Source organism: Nostoc flagelliforme FACHB-838 (assembly GCF_014698065.1).
GTDB classification, from domain to species: Bacteria; Cyanobacteriota; Cyanobacteriia; order Cyanobacteriales; family Nostocaceae; genus Nostoc; species Nostoc flagelliforme_B.
On sequence record NZ_JACJSI010000133.1, the window covers coordinates 1 to 16,762 of the forward strand.

The 16,762-nt window shown below is 43.1% G+C and carries 17 protein-coding genes and 1 pseudogene; 5 read left to right on the forward strand and 13 right to left on the reverse strand.

Going from position 1 to position 16,762, the window contains the following annotated elements:
* Positions 1–570 (forward strand): transposase (locus H6G97_RS32615; RefSeq protein WP_190944603.1); only part of this gene is annotated, 570 nt, incomplete at its 5' end.
* 205 nt (positions 571–775) lie between these two features.
* Here H6G97_RS32615 and H6G97_RS32620 read toward each other — a convergent pair.
* From H6G97_RS32620 to H6G97_RS32675, 12 genes and pseudogenes are all read right to left on the reverse strand, one after another.
* Entirely contained in the window at positions 776–1,552 is a 777-nt protein-coding gene (locus tag H6G97_RS32620; protein ID WP_190944604.1) for an SDR family oxidoreductase, read from the reverse strand.
* A gap of 212 nt (positions 1,553–1,764) precedes the next feature.
* On the reverse strand, positions 1,765–4,980 hold the full coding sequence (locus tag H6G97_RS32625) for a plasmid replication protein, CyRepA1 family (RefSeq protein ID WP_190944605.1): 3,216 nt from the start codon (positions 4,978–4,980) through the stop codon (positions 1,765–1,767).
* Positions 4,981–5,249: 269 nt separating this feature from the next.
* Positions 5,250–5,621: pseudogene (locus H6G97_RS32630) on the reverse strand (four helix bundle protein).
* Positions 5,618–5,992, reverse strand: coding sequence for an alpha-ketoglutarate-dependent dioxygenase AlkB family protein (locus H6G97_RS32635; protein ID WP_190944606.1), 375 nt, complete (start codon positions 5,990–5,992; stop codon positions 5,618–5,620). The pseudogene H6G97_RS32630 and the gene H6G97_RS32635 overlap by 4 nt, the downstream one beginning before the upstream one ends.
* Entirely contained in the window at positions 5,989–6,927 is a 939-nt protein-coding gene (locus tag H6G97_RS32640) for a hypothetical protein (protein ID WP_190944607.1), read from the reverse strand. Before H6G97_RS32640 ends, H6G97_RS32635 begins: the two co-directional genes overlap by 4 nt.
* A 31-nt stretch (positions 6,928–6,958) precedes the next feature.
* Positions 6,959–7,417, reverse strand: a complete 459-nt coding sequence (locus H6G97_RS32645; RefSeq protein WP_190944608.1) for a DUF1392 domain-containing protein — start codon at positions 7,415–7,417, stop codon at positions 6,959–6,961.
* A gap of 135 nt (positions 7,418–7,552) precedes the next feature.
* The gene (locus H6G97_RS32650) at positions 7,553–7,912 is read right to left on the reverse strand and encodes a hypothetical protein (protein WP_190944609.1); all 360 of its coding nucleotides are present in this window, start codon (positions 7,910–7,912) and stop codon (positions 7,553–7,555) included.
* Positions 7,913–7,928: 16 nt separating this feature from the next.
* On the reverse strand, positions 7,929–8,138 hold the full coding sequence (locus tag H6G97_RS32655) for a hypothetical protein (RefSeq protein ID WP_190944610.1): 210 nt from the start codon (positions 8,136–8,138) through the stop codon (positions 7,929–7,931).
* A 72-nt stretch (positions 8,139–8,210) separates the two neighbouring features.
* On the reverse strand, positions 8,211–9,053 hold the full coding sequence (locus H6G97_RS32660; protein ID WP_190944611.1) for a hypothetical protein: 843 nt from the start codon (positions 9,051–9,053) through the stop codon (positions 8,211–8,213).
* 38 nt (positions 9,054–9,091) lie between these two features.
* Entirely contained in the window at positions 9,092–9,295 is a 204-nt protein-coding gene (locus tag H6G97_RS32665) for a hypothetical protein (RefSeq protein WP_190944612.1), read from the reverse strand.
* Positions 9,288–9,614: a hypothetical protein gene (locus tag H6G97_RS32670; protein ID WP_190944613.1), complete on the reverse strand. Its 327-nt coding sequence runs from the start codon at positions 9,612–9,614 to the stop codon at positions 9,288–9,290. Before H6G97_RS32670 ends, H6G97_RS32665 begins: the two co-directional genes overlap by 8 nt.
* Positions 9,615–9,730: 116 nt before the next feature.
* Positions 9,731–10,615, reverse strand: a complete 885-nt coding sequence (locus H6G97_RS32675) for a hypothetical protein (protein ID WP_190944614.1) — start codon at positions 10,613–10,615, stop codon at positions 9,731–9,733.
* A 146-nt stretch (positions 10,616–10,761) separates the two neighbouring features.
* Here H6G97_RS32675 and H6G97_RS32680 point away from each other — a divergent pair, with 146 nt between their 5' ends.
* On the forward strand, positions 10,762–11,010 hold the full coding sequence (locus H6G97_RS32680) for a helix-turn-helix domain-containing protein (RefSeq protein WP_152592745.1): 249 nt from the start codon (positions 10,762–10,764) through the stop codon (positions 11,008–11,010).
* 151 nt (positions 11,011–11,161) lie between these two features.
* Positions 11,162–12,067 carry a hypothetical protein gene (locus H6G97_RS32685; RefSeq protein WP_190944615.1) on the forward strand — a complete coding sequence of 302 codons (906 nt, stop codon included), beginning with the start codon at positions 11,162–11,164 and terminating at the stop codon, positions 12,065–12,067.
* Between the two features lie 39 nt (positions 12,068–12,106).
* Here H6G97_RS32685 and H6G97_RS32690 read toward each other — a convergent pair whose 3' ends face one another.
* Entirely contained in the window at positions 12,107–12,628 is a 522-nt protein-coding gene (locus H6G97_RS32690) for a GNAT family N-acetyltransferase (protein WP_190944616.1), read from the reverse strand.
* 331 nt (positions 12,629–12,959) lie between these two features.
* Here H6G97_RS32690 and H6G97_RS32695 point away from each other — a divergent pair, with 331 nt between their 5' ends.
* Together H6G97_RS32695 and H6G97_RS32700 are read left to right on the forward strand one after the other, a co-directional pair.
* The gene (locus tag H6G97_RS32695; RefSeq protein ID WP_190944617.1) at positions 12,960–13,619 is read left to right on the forward strand and encodes a hypothetical protein; all 660 of its coding nucleotides are present in this window, start codon (positions 12,960–12,962) and stop codon (positions 13,617–13,619) included.
* Between the two features lie 93 nt (positions 13,620–13,712).
* Positions 13,713–16,762, forward strand: a 3,050-nt coding sequence (locus tag H6G97_RS32700; RefSeq protein ID WP_190944618.1) for an ATP-binding protein, incomplete at its 3' end; no start/stop codon positions are given.

Consider the following 16,762-nt stretch of genomic DNA (forward strand, 5'->3'; position numbering starts at 1 on the left):
GATTTACCAATGCGACCGGGTAAGGTTGAAAGACGGGAATTTGAGTATATTCGTCATGGTACACAAACTTTAATCGCTAATTTTGATATTGCCACTGGTAAGATTATCGAGCCTAATTGTGGAGATTCCAGAACCGAAGCCGATTACCTCTTTAATATTCGTCGAATCATTGAAAGTGACCCCAATGCCAAAAAATGGCATTTAATCATGGATTGTCTGAATACTCACCAGTCTGAGTCGCTGGTTCGGTTCGTTGCACAAATTGAAGGTTTGGATATAGACCTGGGTATTAAGGGAAAAAGTGGCATACTCAAATCCATGAAATCTCGTACTGCTTTTTTGAACGACTCAACACATCGAATCGTTTTCCATTACACCCCCAAACATTGTTCTTGGCTCAACCAAATTGAGATTTGGTTCAGTATTTTGGTGAGGAAATTACTAAGAAGAGCCAACTTCAAAAGTCAGGATGACCTCAAAAGTCGAATTCTTGAATTTATCGACTATTTTAATCAAACAATGGCTAAACCTTTTAAGTGGACATATAAGGGTAAAGTGTTGGCTATCTAATACTTGGCTTATTTCCGCCTTGCAGTACTAGTAGTTCACTTTCGTGACGAAAGCGGGGTAAAGAGGAAAAGGAAAAGGTTAAGGGATTTCAACCCTTTCCCCCTTTTCCCAGCCTGAAAAAGCACATTTTTGGGTTGGCAAACTACTACTCTGTTTATCACACCAGCATAAGAGCGATATGGCTGGAGATAGCCCGTACAAATAATCAAACTCCACCTCCTGTAGAGTTGATTACTTGTCCAGTTACCCATTGTGCGTCATCTGTTACTAGCCAACCAATTAAACGGGCTGCATCTTCGGGTTGCCCCCATCGCCCTTGAGGGTTGGCTCTTAAAACTGACTCATAAAGTTCACTACTGGCATAGCCTGTATCTGTTGCTCCTGGATTTATGGCATTGACCGTGATCCCACGCCCGATTAAATAAGCTGATAACGAAAGTGTCAGTTGATGTAATGCACCTTTGGATGCAATGTATGATAGTTCCTCTGGCATCGGATTGAGATGCTGCCCAGAGGTGAGAAGAACCACTCGACCACCAGAACAACCACTATGTTGAGCAGCAAATGCTTGCACCAATAATAACGTTCCTCGGACATTAATATGCAAATGCGTGTCAATTTCTGCTGCGGTCAGTTGCTCCAAATTTCCCATCTTGCTGTAAGCATGATTCGCAATCAAAATATCGATGTGTCCCAATGTTTGAACCGCAGTACCCATAATTTGACCTGGTACAGCAGGATCGAGAAAATTTCCTTGGGCGTGTGCGATCCGAGTACCATACTTTTGAAGCAAAGCAATCAATGCAGAAATCCCATCAGGATCGGCTCCCCAGGGTTGAGTAGCATCATAGGGTGAATAGGAGTGAATGAAAACGTCTGCACCCAACATTGCTAATCGTTGCGCGATCGCAAATCCTATTCCTTTACGCCGACTTACACCTGTAACTAGGGCAACACGACCTTTCAACACTGCTTCAGGCACAACAAGAAAACCTCTGTACTACTTTGACGTACTACTAATGTAACTTTTAATGCTTCAGAAACAACTCTCAAAGCCTGCCTGAATCTTAGGGGAGTAAACATCATCAGGTGAAAAAACTGATAAACTACCCCTGTTTTGTCACTTTGGGAGAATGCAATAGCCCAAATGGTTACGGAGTCTAGCTTTTGGCTATAAATTTGTGAGGATATTGCCTACACCACCGCCAACCAATCGCACACCACAGGCCTACACCCGTCAGCAAAGTTAACCCAAACCTGCCACTGGTTCAGATACCCATTCCAGTAAGGCTCACCATCAGCAACACCGATAGCTTTGCCTATTGTGGAGACTAGCTGTTGGTAGAACTGACCAGCACTGTCGAGTCCAAGGCGCATTTTCAGGTTCAGCCCCTTCCATCCTTGGGTAACAGGACTTTCCACGGGCGTGAGTGTTTGAGGAATATCCTGGAGAGTGGTGTCAATGACTGGTGTAGTTGTACTTATATTATTAGTGACTGACACCGACTCACTTTTAGTTGCTTCATCTCGATTTAACCACTGCCCAAAAATTGAATCACGCTGATCATCAGGGGCAACAAACTGATAAACGCACTCCCGATTTTCACGCTTACCCAACCGACCAATGTAGTCCAACCTCAAATCAATCTTGGCAAGTAACTTTTGAGCGATCGCTATCGGTGTGTGTTTTTCAGAAATGGAAACATTCAAGTAATTCTTGATAACGTGCCTGTGCTGAACAGCAAGTGCCTTAAATTCCACCATCTTGTCGTCGCTGCCCCGCAACTGAACGTCTGGTGTAAGAAACTGCGACAGATTCAGATTTTCGAGTAACAACACAGCAGGCAATAACTGCCCCTTGTTAAAATCTGGTTTCCAAATCGAATTCTCCCCAGCCTCTAACTGCGCTGCTGCCCGTTTAGCATCACGGGTTGTCAGAAATTCCCGCCCCAGCGTCAAATAATAGTGCATCCGCAGTTTGGGATACCAGCCATCATCATCTTTCTCGACCAAATCAGGGGTCACGTCAATTTCATAGCGACGGGATAATTCAGCCTTGCGCTGCTGATGTCGTTCGATTTTGGTTTTCGCCCTTTTATCTTGCAGTTTTTTCAGTTCAGCTCCAGAAAGTTCATCAGCTTGCGCGATCGCTTGACATTCAGCAGTATACAATTGCTCACTTGCCGCCTTAACAGACTCGATTACAGCCCCACTCTCATCATCCGATGCATCGTCGGCATCAATAACGGTGTACCCATCTTCGACCAAACCCGCAAGAACAGACTCTCGATAGCGCCGCATCTCCACGTTAATCACAGAGCCACGTTTCCCCCATGTCTGTAGGGATTCGGGCTGAAAATTTTGGTCAACATAGCTGTAATCGTCATTATCCGCCGCCGACAACAGCGCAATGTTCGCTTGTGTGGCGATGTGCTGACTTCTTAGCAATCCTCCGATGGATGTAGAGCCATTCCCCACAACCGACATCCCCCATTCTCTGACCCAGATATGACGGTCAACTGTTTCCCTAACCCTTGCCAACATCTGACGCACAGAGTTAACCGGCTGCACTCCCTGAAAAATGCCCCAAACACCATCAAAATGTCCTCGAATGTCGATGCTGACCCCAGTTTCTAAACTTGGAGATGCGATAACTAAATCGTACTGTGTCAGAATGTCGTTGAGATGAGCGATACAACCAAAAGCTGCATGAGAGGGATCAGCAACAGATTCGCTGTCAATTCTCAGGATTCGCAGGTGAGGGAATTTGCGGCGAAAACGTTCTTCAAGCGCCTGAGTTCCCCACTTAGACTTAGCCTTTTGAGCAGAGCAGCACAATAGATGATGCCCTCCTTTAGAAATCGCTTTGTCCAATGCAGCGATGAGATTCTTCGGGTTACTGCCAGAGTAGTTGTAACAATTTCCAGCTAAGTGCCGATAGTTGTTTACGATGACGAAGGGATTAACTCGATATTCCCCAGCGAGTGATAAAACATACTTTACATCAGTATCTGACACATCGGCACTTGATAGGTAAATCTTGCCGTGTTCGCTACCGAGAACATTCTGCACTAACTGCTTGAGGTTTTTGAGAACGGATACACGACGCTTCTGTACTTCCGTACCAGAGTTGAGAAGATGCCAGAATACTTGGTCGCACTCGTCAATAATAATGACATCATTCGCCCAGTCATTGGGGTTGAATCGCGCCTGACTTTCTTGATGCAGCGAATCAACACACACCCCATATCCCAATAATGTGCCTGTTTCATTCGTGCGGACTTCGGTAACATAGTTAACACCAAATCGATTACACAATGCCTCACCTAGCTGGATGCGATGAGTGATAATTAATACCCGCCTCTCTTGGTCGTGTGCTTTCGCTACCTCAGTTGCTAGCCATTCGGTTTTACCAGTGCCTTTAGGGGCTTTGAGGATAATCAGTTTTTCGCCTTCGGGGACGAGAAGTTGGCCCAAGAATCTTTGATTGAGTGCGATCGCAGGCGAGTAAGTCAACAAGGTAAACAGCTTGATTTCCCACAACTCTAATGCAACAGCAGTGTTGTAGAGTGCGTCAAATGCCGATTGACCCTTGGCAACAATAAAATCATCAACCCCTTTTTCTGCCCCAATTGGTAAATCAATCACTCGCAAGGAACAACCCTCATTTACCAGCAGCCGTCCCATGCGACTGATAGCGGTTCTGACTCGTTGAACTGTCTCAGGTTTATTGTCTTGGTCAAAGCAGATGTTAACCTGTCTCCCCTCTGTTGCAAAGTGTTTGAGGTCGGGGATGAGGTATGGTTTGCCATTAGCTGTACCATACTCATCAGTAGGGGTGCGGTATCCAGCGTTAACACCGGGGATAGCGATCGCTGCATAACCAGCAGTCAGTAATGCCCCCGCTTTCTTGACACCTTCCACGATTGTCACTGGCACATTATGCCGCCAAACCCAATGCCAGAAACCGCTAGGATGCTGTAGGTCTTCTTCAGTAATGGGAATGCCGCTACGATTGGACACTTTTACCCAAATGCGATTCGGCACTAATAGGAAGAAGGCGCGTGTCTCTTCTCTGAATGGGTGTTCATACTTGATGAATTTGTGAATCTTTTGGCGGTCACGTCTGGGGTGGTCGGGTTTGAAGCAGCCCCACATCATCAGGACGTAGTTGTTGAGTGGGTCAATCCTACTGCACCACCAGCCGCCAAGTTCAATGTGTTGGTATTTTTTCAAATCGTGATCGCGCAGTCGTCCATCATTGCGACGGGAGATTTTAGGACTGTAGAGCAGATATTCGTAGGGTAAACTCCCAGAAAGGGAATGCACATTGAGGGCAATGATTTCTTCGTCAACCTTACTATTGAGCCATTCAGTTAAATGCTGGTCTTCTAAACTAATTGTAGTCATGTTTCCTCCAGAAATAGACGCATGGTGCAGGGTGCGGCACTTGAGTCTGTGCCGCCGGTTCAACTTTTTGTGAGAGATGTGCTGGCTATGAAATCGTCAACAGCCAGCTACAGCGTTATCTCCCGCCTCCCGTGTGTGGTCGGAATGTGAGATTAATACGTGTGCTAACCACTTTGTTGGTTTTGGGGACTTGATGCAGATGTGTAGACTGGCAGCCAGGGTGCATCAACACAATTCGCAATTCGCAATTCGCAATTCGCAATTCGCAATTAATTATGCTTGTTAATTTTCTCCTTAACTTTCCGAGTAGATGAAACTAAAATTTTTCCAATTTCTCTGGTTTCTTGGAGTAAAAGTTCAAACTTGTTTTTCTCAACCAGTTATGACTCTATTAATATTTCCAACCAGTATTCAGTTTCTCGTTCTTCTTTAAGTGCAATTTCTAGCTTGTGGAGAAAATCTTTGTCAGATTGAGAAGATTGTGCTTCTCTAACATTAGCTCCAATGGAAGTTCCACTTCGGAGTAATTGCTTTGATAATGTTCGACAAACTCCAGGTTTTTCATCCAAGAAAGTACAAGCTTTAACTATTCTTATCGCTAAAGCTTTTGTTCTGTCAGCAATGCTAATATTTTGGTTCATGTCTCTTTGTCCTTAATTAATAATTGCGAATTGCGAATTGTTTTGATGCACTCCAGACGAGGGACAGGCATTGTTTTTCCCGCAATTCTGATTTGATTCTGTTGCCACTCCAGTTTCAAGCAGTGTTGGTAGAGTGAGTTGGCAAGTTCTTGATTCAAGAAATCGGGGTAATAAGTGATGGGTAAAACTGGGACTGATTCAGCAAATAAATTGAGTTGTTGCATAAAACGAAGATTGTAATTTTTGATGGTTCGAGTGATGGAGCGAAAACTGATACCATAAAGCCAGCACTGATCACATATACAACCAGGCATTCGCCTCTGGCGTTGGCGCAGCCATCGCCTTTGACTAAGGAGTGCGAACGCTTTCATTTTTTGACCAATACCCGTGTTTTCTTGGTACTAAAAGCCCCCGCACTTCTTAGTGCAGTAGTCGGGTTTGGGTGAGCGAAAAACTCCTCAATTGCCTTGGTTAACCCATTTGCAACAATTGGGTCATGGCAGGCGTAAACGTAAACTGGCTGCTGAGTGCCGTTAACCAGCCGCATCTCCTGACGTTCTCCCAGTTGGGGGTAAAAAGTACGAACCCAAGTACCGAGATGACCGCGATAATGCGAACCGTTAAGGGGGACTTTCTTACCCAGTTCGCTCTCTGCAAAGTTGACCACACCCATCCATTTCTGTTGGCTACCGGAAAGTGTTTGTTGATTGTGTTGGGCAAGAAGATTAGCAGCAAAGTCTTGAAAATGCTGTTCCATGTATGGGTTCAGTCTGCCACCTGTGAGTTGGGCTAAAGTTTTCATCGCCTCGGCCAAAGTTTGTAGGCGCTGCTCAACCGGTGGGAGAGCAGGAACAGGTGCAGGAGTTTGAGGAGTGATGCTTGGAACTGCTGCAACCAAATCTAAAATGATGGTTCTAACTTGCGCTGCTACTTGAGATTGCTGCAAGATCATTGCGATCCTTAACGCACCCAAAGCCGAAAAAACTCTAACCTGGGAAGTTCTAGATGGTAGACAGAGTGTCTGTCGAGCATCACGTAAGTCAATGCCTGTAAGGGTTTTAGTTTCTTGGGTTTGGAATTCAGATTGATTTACTCTTGTAAGTTCTTTGACTGCGGACTCTGTAACTGAAAAATATTCCGCTATTTGTGCAGTAGTTGCCCAGCCGCTACCGTTCCATACAGCGAACATTATTGCCTTTGCTTTGCTGAGAACAACTTCTGCGCGTGAATTATCTAAATTAGAAAGTGCAGAAGTTCTTAATGATGGAGACTCGACTAAAATACTTTGATTGAAAGATAAACTCATGTTATTTAACTCCTAACTAAATCTCAAAACTTTAAACATTCACACGCACCAAACTTTTTTCACCAATCAGTGAGAAGCGATTCGATATAGTCCGTGATTGAGTTAAAGTTGGCGACATCAATTCAACAACGTAAAACCAAGAATTATTCACAAGCCCAATCCCCAAAATCAGCCGTTGTTTTGTTCCCTTATCGTGAGAACAGAGCATCACTCTTTCGCCCAGAACAAAAGCAGGTTTTTGCACCTTGATGGCTTCTAATTCTCCCGTCCCGATGATTTGGTTTTGTGTAGCGTGCAGTATTTCATTACGGCAATCAATTGAATAAAGCCAAGTTTCATGTTTCCACTGGACACCGCAGCAGTAGCCAAATGTTCTCGTGGTTCGCAGGTAAACTCTCTCCAGTAAATTCACCTCAACGGGTGGAGTTGTTTGGCCCCAGGGTGGCGAGAGATACCAACTTGTTTTCAGCGCGTTAATGTTGTCAATCATGCTTTTCTTCCCAATAAGTAATTAATGGCTTCGGAGTCAATAGAGGCAATACGCTTTTTTAGATGTTGTGGAGGATTGTCAAAACAATTCGCAATTCGCAGTTCGCAATTCGCAATTAAAATACAATTGGATAATTTAATTGGTATGCAAACCTCTCCATTCATTGATAAAAACAGAATTAATATTCAACCATCCAACTTCAGATATAAGGAAGCAAATTGCGAATTGCGAATTGCGAATTGCGAATTGTAAAAGTCTCACCCAACCAGAAACAGTAGTGGAATGCACACACAGAACACGGGCAATTTCAGCACTACTATAGTTATCAAGAAAGGGGCTTGTAGAATAACCCAAAGCCCAAAGCTTAGTAGCAATTGCAATTGGAGTGCGGAAATAGCCATGTCTTTTTAAGATTGAAGCTATTTGTTTAGGGGTATAAAGTTCAGCTTTAGCTTCAATGATTCCGAGTTCTTCATCAGTCCATTTGGGATTCATTTATTACCTCCAATGTTTATGCAGATTTAGGAGAAGAATTTTCTTCAACAATCCGAGCGCTGATAGATTCAAAGTCCACTTGGAAGATGTTCATCTCGGTCTGCATTCCCCCAGTGTTGTAGCGGTCTACGATGTGCTGTTTAATTGCAGATTGATTCAGCCCATCAGGGATATCGATGTGCGCTTCACTTGTGATTTTTTCAACAACTGTAACGATGACTTTCATGGGTAATTCCTGCTTGATTAATTGAGGATTCAGAAATAAAAATACTCTGAATCCTGATTTCTGACTTTTGATTTACACTGCCCCAGTCTTTACTGCCTGTAACTGTTGCATCCATGCGCTGATTGCTGTTAGCTCATCCATTCCGCTAGTAACAGCATCGACAACCTGCTTTTGATACAAAGATTCGGTATGATTGGGATATTCGCACTTATCTGCTGCCCAAGCCAAACACATAGTCTTCACCAGTTCATCAATCTTGCTAATATGCAATTGACTGGGGCTATTTGTGTCTTGAAATTGCAACCACTCTCTGACCAAATCAAGCGGATAATCAAGCAAGGTGCGAATATTTTTAACTCGTAAATCCTGTGGGTGTACTGGTTGAGGGACTACGCTAAGTTTTGGTGGAGTCAGTGGGGATTCGGGAATGGAGCTTGAAGTTTTACCCAATAAGGATTGGATATCACGAATGATAGTTGCCCAATCCAAATCTCTACTCCATTCCCTGTAAATCTTGGTTTTGGTTGCAGCATCGTAAAGATTACAGAAAACTGTGTTTTCGTCGCCAGCATTAGCAACAATAATCAGTGGTTTAGAGAAATCTTGAACAATTGATGCAGCTAGAAGAAAACTTCTAGCAAAGTTGGTTTCAATACCAGTTCTGACGATATAAAGCTCATCGGCACTGATAACAATATCCAGCTTCAAATTGTCCTTGCCTTTGAATTCTTTAGTAGTCAATCGCAGTTCTGACAGATACCCAGTTAATGCCCTTTGAGTAACAGGGATTTTCTTATCCTGGCTGAGATTAAACTTGTACCAAACGAAAGATTCACCGTCTACTTCCCCCTGATTGACAAATAAATAGATGGGTTCGGGAGGGTTGCATAAACCTAGTTTGATTTCAGCAATCATGTTTTGTTGACCTGTGCAATAATTAGTGGTTTGTAAAACTAAAAATCCTCGGCAATCTCCAACAAAAAGCCGCGTCCCGTGTTCTGTACTTGCACCAGTTCTCTATCCAGCAGTGTTTGAATGACTGAATCGGAGAATTGGAATTGCAAACGGTGCAGAGGGACACAACCGCCGCAAAGCTGAAGTGAACGCAGCAAATGATTTGCTCTACGGTCAAAGCTTTTGTCAACCGTTTTAGGCATTTGTGAAACCTCCGGTTAATACGGCTAACTGTTGCTTGAGAATATTTATCTGTTGTTGATAAAGCTCAATCTCTGCGCGTATCTGTAAGAATAATTCCTGTGGGGAAAGCGGTTGGATTTGAGACTCTTGAAAATGGAATAGTTCGTCAGAGTTTTTATCAGGCATCAGGACATAGCGCCAGCCACCACCGAATTGTTCAGCTAATTCAGTACCGCTTGGGTAGTAATAAAATCCCAGAATGATGCCGTCTTTAGTACGCTGTTCCAAAGCAAAGCGAGGGTAGCCCCAGTGTTGCGGGATTGAGATTGTGGGTTGCATAGATTTAATTGGGGATTGGTGAATAAAGCAGAGGAGCAGAGGAGCGGAGGAGCAGAGGAGAGGTTTGTACAGATTCTTTCCCCTCTGCACCCCTGCCCCTCTGCCCCCCTGCCTCTTTACGCTGTTACTAACTCCGTTCTCTCCAGCAGCCGTTGCAATTTATCGCCAGTTAGCTGTTCTAAGGGTTGCTCTAAAAAATATTCATCAAAAACGGATTTACTATCAGTAGACACGTCCACCATCGACAGCGATTGAACTGCTGACATTGCAGAATCACAGGGTATGCGCTGGGTTTCGTCTGCTGCGCGTGTGAACCACCAGCCACCATCAGTTTGTCCGACTTCGCCTAATTTCTCGTCATTCTGGTAAATGCCCTCGTTGAGGATTTCAAAGCCAAACTTCTCGCATTCGTTGAAAATCTGCGCCATAACTTTGTTACCAGTGGTAGAAGAAGGCATGGGGGCAGAGGAGCGGAGGGGCAGAGGAGAAAGCTGTTGTAAGTTTTTCCCCTCTGCACCCCTGCTCCCCTGCACAAGAGCTTCTACTAGCAGTGTGCCGTCTTTGTAGTGAGTGCAGATGAAGCGATGACAGCGCATTGGGGTATTGGCACGAAATAATTCTTTGTCGTTGACCATAACTACCCAGCGTTGCGTTAAATGGTTGTCGTCATGGGCGATGCTGGCTACCAGTTCATCACCAGCGTAATATTCGTGATGGTCAAACGAGATTTCGACTATTCTGAGGAGTTTGGGAACTACGGCTTGGGCTTGGTCAGCGATGTAGTTGTCGAGTTCGGCTTGAGCGAGGGCTTGTTCGTCGGGGGCAGCAGGGGTGAGTTTCTGAATTTTGCTGGCTTGGTAGTTAGCGATCGTACTAATCCAGGCATCCTTACAGTGTTTGTCGCTTACTTCGACTGTGCAGCCGATTTCGCTGTAGATTTGCTTGAGTCGGGCAATAGATTTCATTTGCAGCTGTTGATGGCTGTAGATGATGTAAGTCATAATAAATCAGTTCCTAACGGGACGGAAAGCGCTCAAGATTCGCAGTCCGGGCGCTTTCTTTATACTTACTAATGTAAACTGTCTGCATACACTTGTCAAGCGTCTGTAGACAAAGTACAATAAAATTAATTTTGGAGAACTTATATATGAATTCAGTGCAAGTAAAACGAGTAGTTGAAACCGTCTTGGACTTTCCAGGATTGGGGCAAAAAATAAGACAAGCAAGGGAGCGTGATCAAAGAACGTTGACTGATATCTGTCGTGACTGTAAATTAAGTCGTTCTTACTGGTATCAATTGGAAAACGAAGATTTAAGAGCGCCTGCAACAGAGGATGTTATTCGTAGAATTGAGCAGGTTTTGAATATAGATTTAGGTGTAAAGTTTGATGGTTGACTCTCAGACTATTAATCCTCTTGCCCTGTCTTCCGATTCTTTAAAGAAGCGATGCCTGTGCTGGGCTATGCCGGAGCAGTTATCAACTACTTCCAAAATTCACGTTGCAATCAATTCTGAAAAAATATTGTTGAATTAAAGAGGTGGAATAATGGCTAAACCACCATCTTCGCGCAAAAAAGCCACCTCAGCAGTATCTAGCGACAGCACATTACCCGATGGCCTTGCCGAAGAAGAAAACCCAGCCTTAGCAACAATTAACGTTACTGCTGTTGAAGTTCCAGAGTTGACAGAAGAAGAACAGCGCGATCGCCTTCACCTAGAGCGGCGTGTGGAAAGAGCGTTTTTTGAGGCAGGTAAGGCATTGACTGAGTTACGCGATCGCCGACTTTATCGTTCCACACATAAAACCTTTGAAGAATATTGCCGTGATCGCTTTGCTCATAGTCGTCGCCAGTCTTATCTTTTAATGGATGCGGCTGTTGTTTTTGATAATTTGCTTGAAAAATGTGATCCAATGGATCACATTTTGCCAACAAGCGAACGCCAAATCCGACCAATGACAAAGCTTGAACCCCAGGAACAGCAGGAAGTCTGGCTAACGGCAGTAGAACTTGCTGGCGGCAAAGTGCCAACTGGTAGGATTGTGAAAGATGTTGTGCAGCGCATCATGGAGCGAACCCAAGTACCCAATACCTACCAAATTGGCGAGGTGTGCCAAATACTAGCAAAGGACAACCCCGAACTCAGAGGCAAGGGTGGGTGTTGGGCAATTGTCAGCGCAGTGAATGAGTTTAGTTGCACCCTGAGAGTCTGGGATGGCGAGTACACAATTGGGTTGCAGCACTTAAAGTCTTTCAACTACCTGCCCCAGGAGCGTGAGCAGATGCAATTAATTAGCGATCGCATCAATCGGGTGTATTCAGATTCGCTGGAGGAGACAGTCAAAAGTCTGTTGCAGTCGTTGGGGAAGGTAAATCGGCCTTATCTTACTGCTGTGGAAGAGAAACTTTTGAGTGTGCTGGAATCAGAATATAGTAATGAGATAAAGGTTTAAAAACTATGGCTATTGTTAGTCAGTGTGCAAGAGGAAAAGTTAGCCATCATGGTTGAAGTGTAATACCAGATGCTCCTCATCGAAATATATACCATTAATAAATAAAGCATCACATTCTAAACCGAAACGCTCAAAACCCCGTGACCTATAAAGAGAGGCGGCTGGTAAATTGTTTGTAGTGACCGTGAGGACGATTTGTCGTAGACCAGTAAGGTGTCGGGCATGGGATAATGCCTCATCAAGAAGGGTGGCTGCAACGCCTTGCTGTCGATTCTCAGGCAAAACATACATACTCCAGAGAGAACCAATGTGAATACGCTTCAAACGGCTTTCACGTGAGAAGCCGAGCATACCAATAAGTCGATCTTTGTTGCTGAAAGCACCAAAAATAGCGTTAGCAGAATCATTGTGAGGGCGAAGTCTGGCAGCAAAGTCAGTCAAAGGAAAACAGGATTCCTGCTCATAACTGGAAGCAAAAGCCGTCGGTGACTCTATCAATGCTTGGAGACGCAGGTCACGGTAAACGATGACATCCTGGGAGTTTAAAAATCGGATTTCCATTTCAAAAGCGAGAAAGGAATCTAGAATTTTTCTGGATACTGTTCAACAAAGTATAATATGCAAAATTTTTTTGCGATCGCATCAGCCGAGTGTATTCCAGTTTTCTAGAGGAATCGGTTCAAAGGTTTTTGGAGTCGTTGAGGAAGCTGAATCGTCCTTATTTGAAAACTATAGAAGAGAAATTGTTAAATCTTCTGGAGTTTGAGTATGGGGATGAGATAAAGTTTTAACAACTTTTGCTATTTATAAATTTCAGCAATATTTAAGTAAGTTTGACAGTTACTTAAGATAAAGCCCATAATCAGAGGAGAGACTAAAGTGCAGAGTATAAATGACTAAAGCCTCAAAGCAACAGAGTAACCCTTTTTCTACTGGTGGTGGTGGACTGAACTTTGAAACGCGAGTTCAAGCAGCGTTCACTGTTCTTATGCTAACCGGTCGGTTTGCGCCCTGTCTACCACCTTTTCCAATCATAAAGGTCAAGCTACAAGGACGTTACGCTGGCTTTAATACTGATGATTTCATTGTATTCACGAAACAGCCAGAAACAGAGAGAGAAGTAAAGCTGTTGGCTCAAATCAAACATGATATTAGTATTACGGGAAAGGATACAACATTTGCTGAAGTAATTCAAAGTACCTGGAATGATTTCAATGATGAAAGTTTTGATTCCAGTATTGATGCCCTAGCTCTTATTACGGGGCCTTTGAGTGCAACTGATACAAACGATGTGCGACCTATTCTTGAATGGGCAAGGCACGCTGAAAATGAAGAAGAATTTTTAATCAAAATTAATACTGCTAATTTTAGTAGTGATGCAAAAAGAAAAAAGCTAGAAGTGTTAAAAACACATTTGAAGACTGCAAATAATGAAATCCATGTTTCTGACAGGCAGTTATGGGAGTTCTTAAAAGTTTTTTATATTATTGGCTACGATTTAGATACAGAATCAGGAAGTACATTGTCCTTGCTTCACTCCTTGATTGCTTAATATTCAAATCTAGCTGCGCCATCATTATGGACGCAAGTTGTTAATGTTGTTCAAACTGCTAACCAGAATGCAGGAACACTCACTTTAGAAACTTTGCCCCAAGATATTAGGAATGCATTTAATACTGTTAATTCTTCTAGCTGGTCATCCGATGTCAATAAACTCAAGGAGCATGGTAATTACATTTTAGGTGGTATAAGAACTACTATTGGTGGATTTCATGTTAAGCAACCAGATGCATTTGCTAAATTACTTAACTTGACTGAAATCTCCAGTTTCGTCTTTGTGTCTGGCGAACGTGGTGCTGGGAAATCTAGTCTAATACGAGAGTTTTCGGACTATATAGGCGAAAGCGCTCCTATCTTCTGTTTACGCACAGAGGATTTAGAGCAACCTCACCTTGATAACGTTTTTTCAGCAATGGGCTTAAAAGGTTCACTTCGCGATTTAGAAGCAGGTTTTGCTTTAATGCCCAAAAAATACTTGGTTATTGAATCCTTAGAAAAGCTGCTTGAGTTAGAGAAAACGACAGCTTTCACAGACTTGCTTCATTTACTGAACAAGCATCAAGGTTGGACTGTGATTGCTACTGGTCGTGATTATGCATACCAACAAATAACTTTTAATTATCTTCAACCTTTTGGGGCTAGTTTTGCAACGCTTACATTAAGTGGTTTTAGTAATGATCAAGTTCAGAATCTGTGTGAGCAACTTGAACCCTTGCAAAAAATTGCTGATAATCGGATTTTGAATCCATTGCTAAAATCTCCATTTTTGGCAGATTTAGCATATAGAGTTCTTCAAACCGGAACAGAATTTACGCTTGAGGATGGTGAAAAGGAGTTTCGCACCGCAGTCTGGCGAGATGTGATTGCAAAAGAACAAGAGCGAGGGAAGGCGATGCCACTTAAGCGGAAGCAAGCTTTTATTAACATTGCAGTCAATCGAGCTAAACAAATGGTTTATGGAGTTTCCGAGGCAGAGTTTGATGGGGATGCTGTACTCAAGCTCGAAGAAGATAATTTAGTTCGTCGCCATTCCAAGAATGGTCTTATTAGCCCAGCGCATGACGTTCTAGAGGATTGGGCACTCAATCAATACATTGAGGATGCTTATCGGAGACACTCAAGCAAAACACTGGATTTTCTTGATGCAATAGGTCATGAACCTGCAATAAACCGTGCGTTTCGCTTGTGGCTTCACCAAAAATTAAGGTATGGCGAGAATGTTGATGAATTTGTGCGCTTTGCTCTTAGCAGTCAAGATATCCAGAGATACTGGCAAGATGAAACAATTGCTGCTGTACTTCAAGGTGATAATCCAGACGGATTTCTCAGACTGCTAAAGGCTCAACTTTTTTTAGATGATGGAGAATTGCTTAAACGTTTCTGCTTCATTCTCCGAATAGCCTGCCAAACGCCAGAGCAGACATTAAATTCAAAACTCAAAGGAAATGATGGTAGGGCTTTAGTTGATGCAAAGCATCAACTAAAGCCCTACGGTCAAGCCTGGAAAGCCATGATTTGCTTTCTGTTTGAAAACAGAGATTCTTTGTTCGAGGGTTTAATACCACATGTAACAGCAGTCCTAAATAATTGGTCTTCTCTATTGAACCTAAATGAGGATTTACCATTACCAGCCCGTGAAGCAGGATTATTAGCCATTCACTTATTAGCTCCTCTTAAAGAATCGTACAGAGATGATGGTGATAGAGAAAAACTACTTAGTATCATAATAAAAATTATTCCAGTAATATATGAAGAGTTTTTGGGGCTTTTAGAGGCTGATGTTTTTACGAATCAAACTGATAAGCAATCGCGCCGACCAAATTACGTTGAAGAGTTTTGTAAAATGGCTTTTCAGGGTGTTGAAGCAGCTTTCTTTTGCAAACATGATCCAGACACACTAATCAAGCTATCTTACTTTGAATGGTTGGTTGGCGAGTCTAACGAAGATGATATGCCTCGGTATACAAGTAGAATAGATGTAGCTGGTTGCTTTGGGCTTCATAAATACAAATATGAGTTTTCACCGGCCAGCGGAGCAAAAGGCCCATTCCAAAGTTTACTGTATCACCATCCCAAAAAAGGACTTGACTTTATTCTTAATCTTCTCAATATAACAGCGGACAAATATGCACATTCAGATTTAGATAGTCCGAGTCAATTTAGTTATTCGAGAATTAGACATTCTGAGCCTCTTGTTGAACAAGTTAATATACACCTAAACGATGGCTCAGTAATAAACCAGTACTGCTCTAGTAATTTATGGGCTGCATATCGTGATTACTCTTTAGGTTCTTATGTTCCTAACTTGTTGCAGTGCGCTTTAATGGCGCTTGAGAGCTGGTTAATCGCATACATAGAGTATTCTGAATCAGACCAACTAGAGTGGCTATTCGACTATATTTTGCGAAGTAGTAATTCTATAATGCCCACAGCGGTTCTGGCTTCTGTAGCAACGGGATTTCCTGAAAAAGTCGGGAAATCTGCGCTGCCGCTTCTACGAACCCCCGAACTGTATCATATAGATCGGAGCCGTACTATTTATGAAAGTGGCGGCAATAGCATTAATTGGCATTCTGTCCTTCAAAGAGATGTACTATCTGAAATTTATTCTGAAGAAAGACGTACTGCTGCCCTGCGCCCGTGGCGAAGAGAGCATTTAGAAACGCTTGTTGTACGCCTTCAGTTTTCGGAATGGAGAGATGACGTGCTTGCTGCTATTGATTTGCTGCGTACATCTGAACTTCAGGATGAGACGATGCGGTTTTTCTTACATAGGATTGATAGTCGAGGTTGGAAACCTGTTGAAGATAAAGAGAATAACAGAATTATTTTCGAGACTAAAGGTTTGGAACCTGACTTAAAAGATATTCAGCAGCAAACTCAAGAAAGGATGCAGGTACAAAACCGCTTTTCTATGCTATACGTATGGGCAACTAAAACTTTTGAATACCAGCCACTGGAGACTGAATACTATGCAACGTGGCATAAAGCTCTTGCTGAGACGAAAGAGCTTTTTGAAGGGAGCATCCAGTTTTGGAAGATTTACCATTTATGGGAAAATGTAAAGGAAGATAACCCTGTGCGATCGCTGACAATGAACCAAGAGAAACAAGAACGGATCAAAGCCTGCTTACA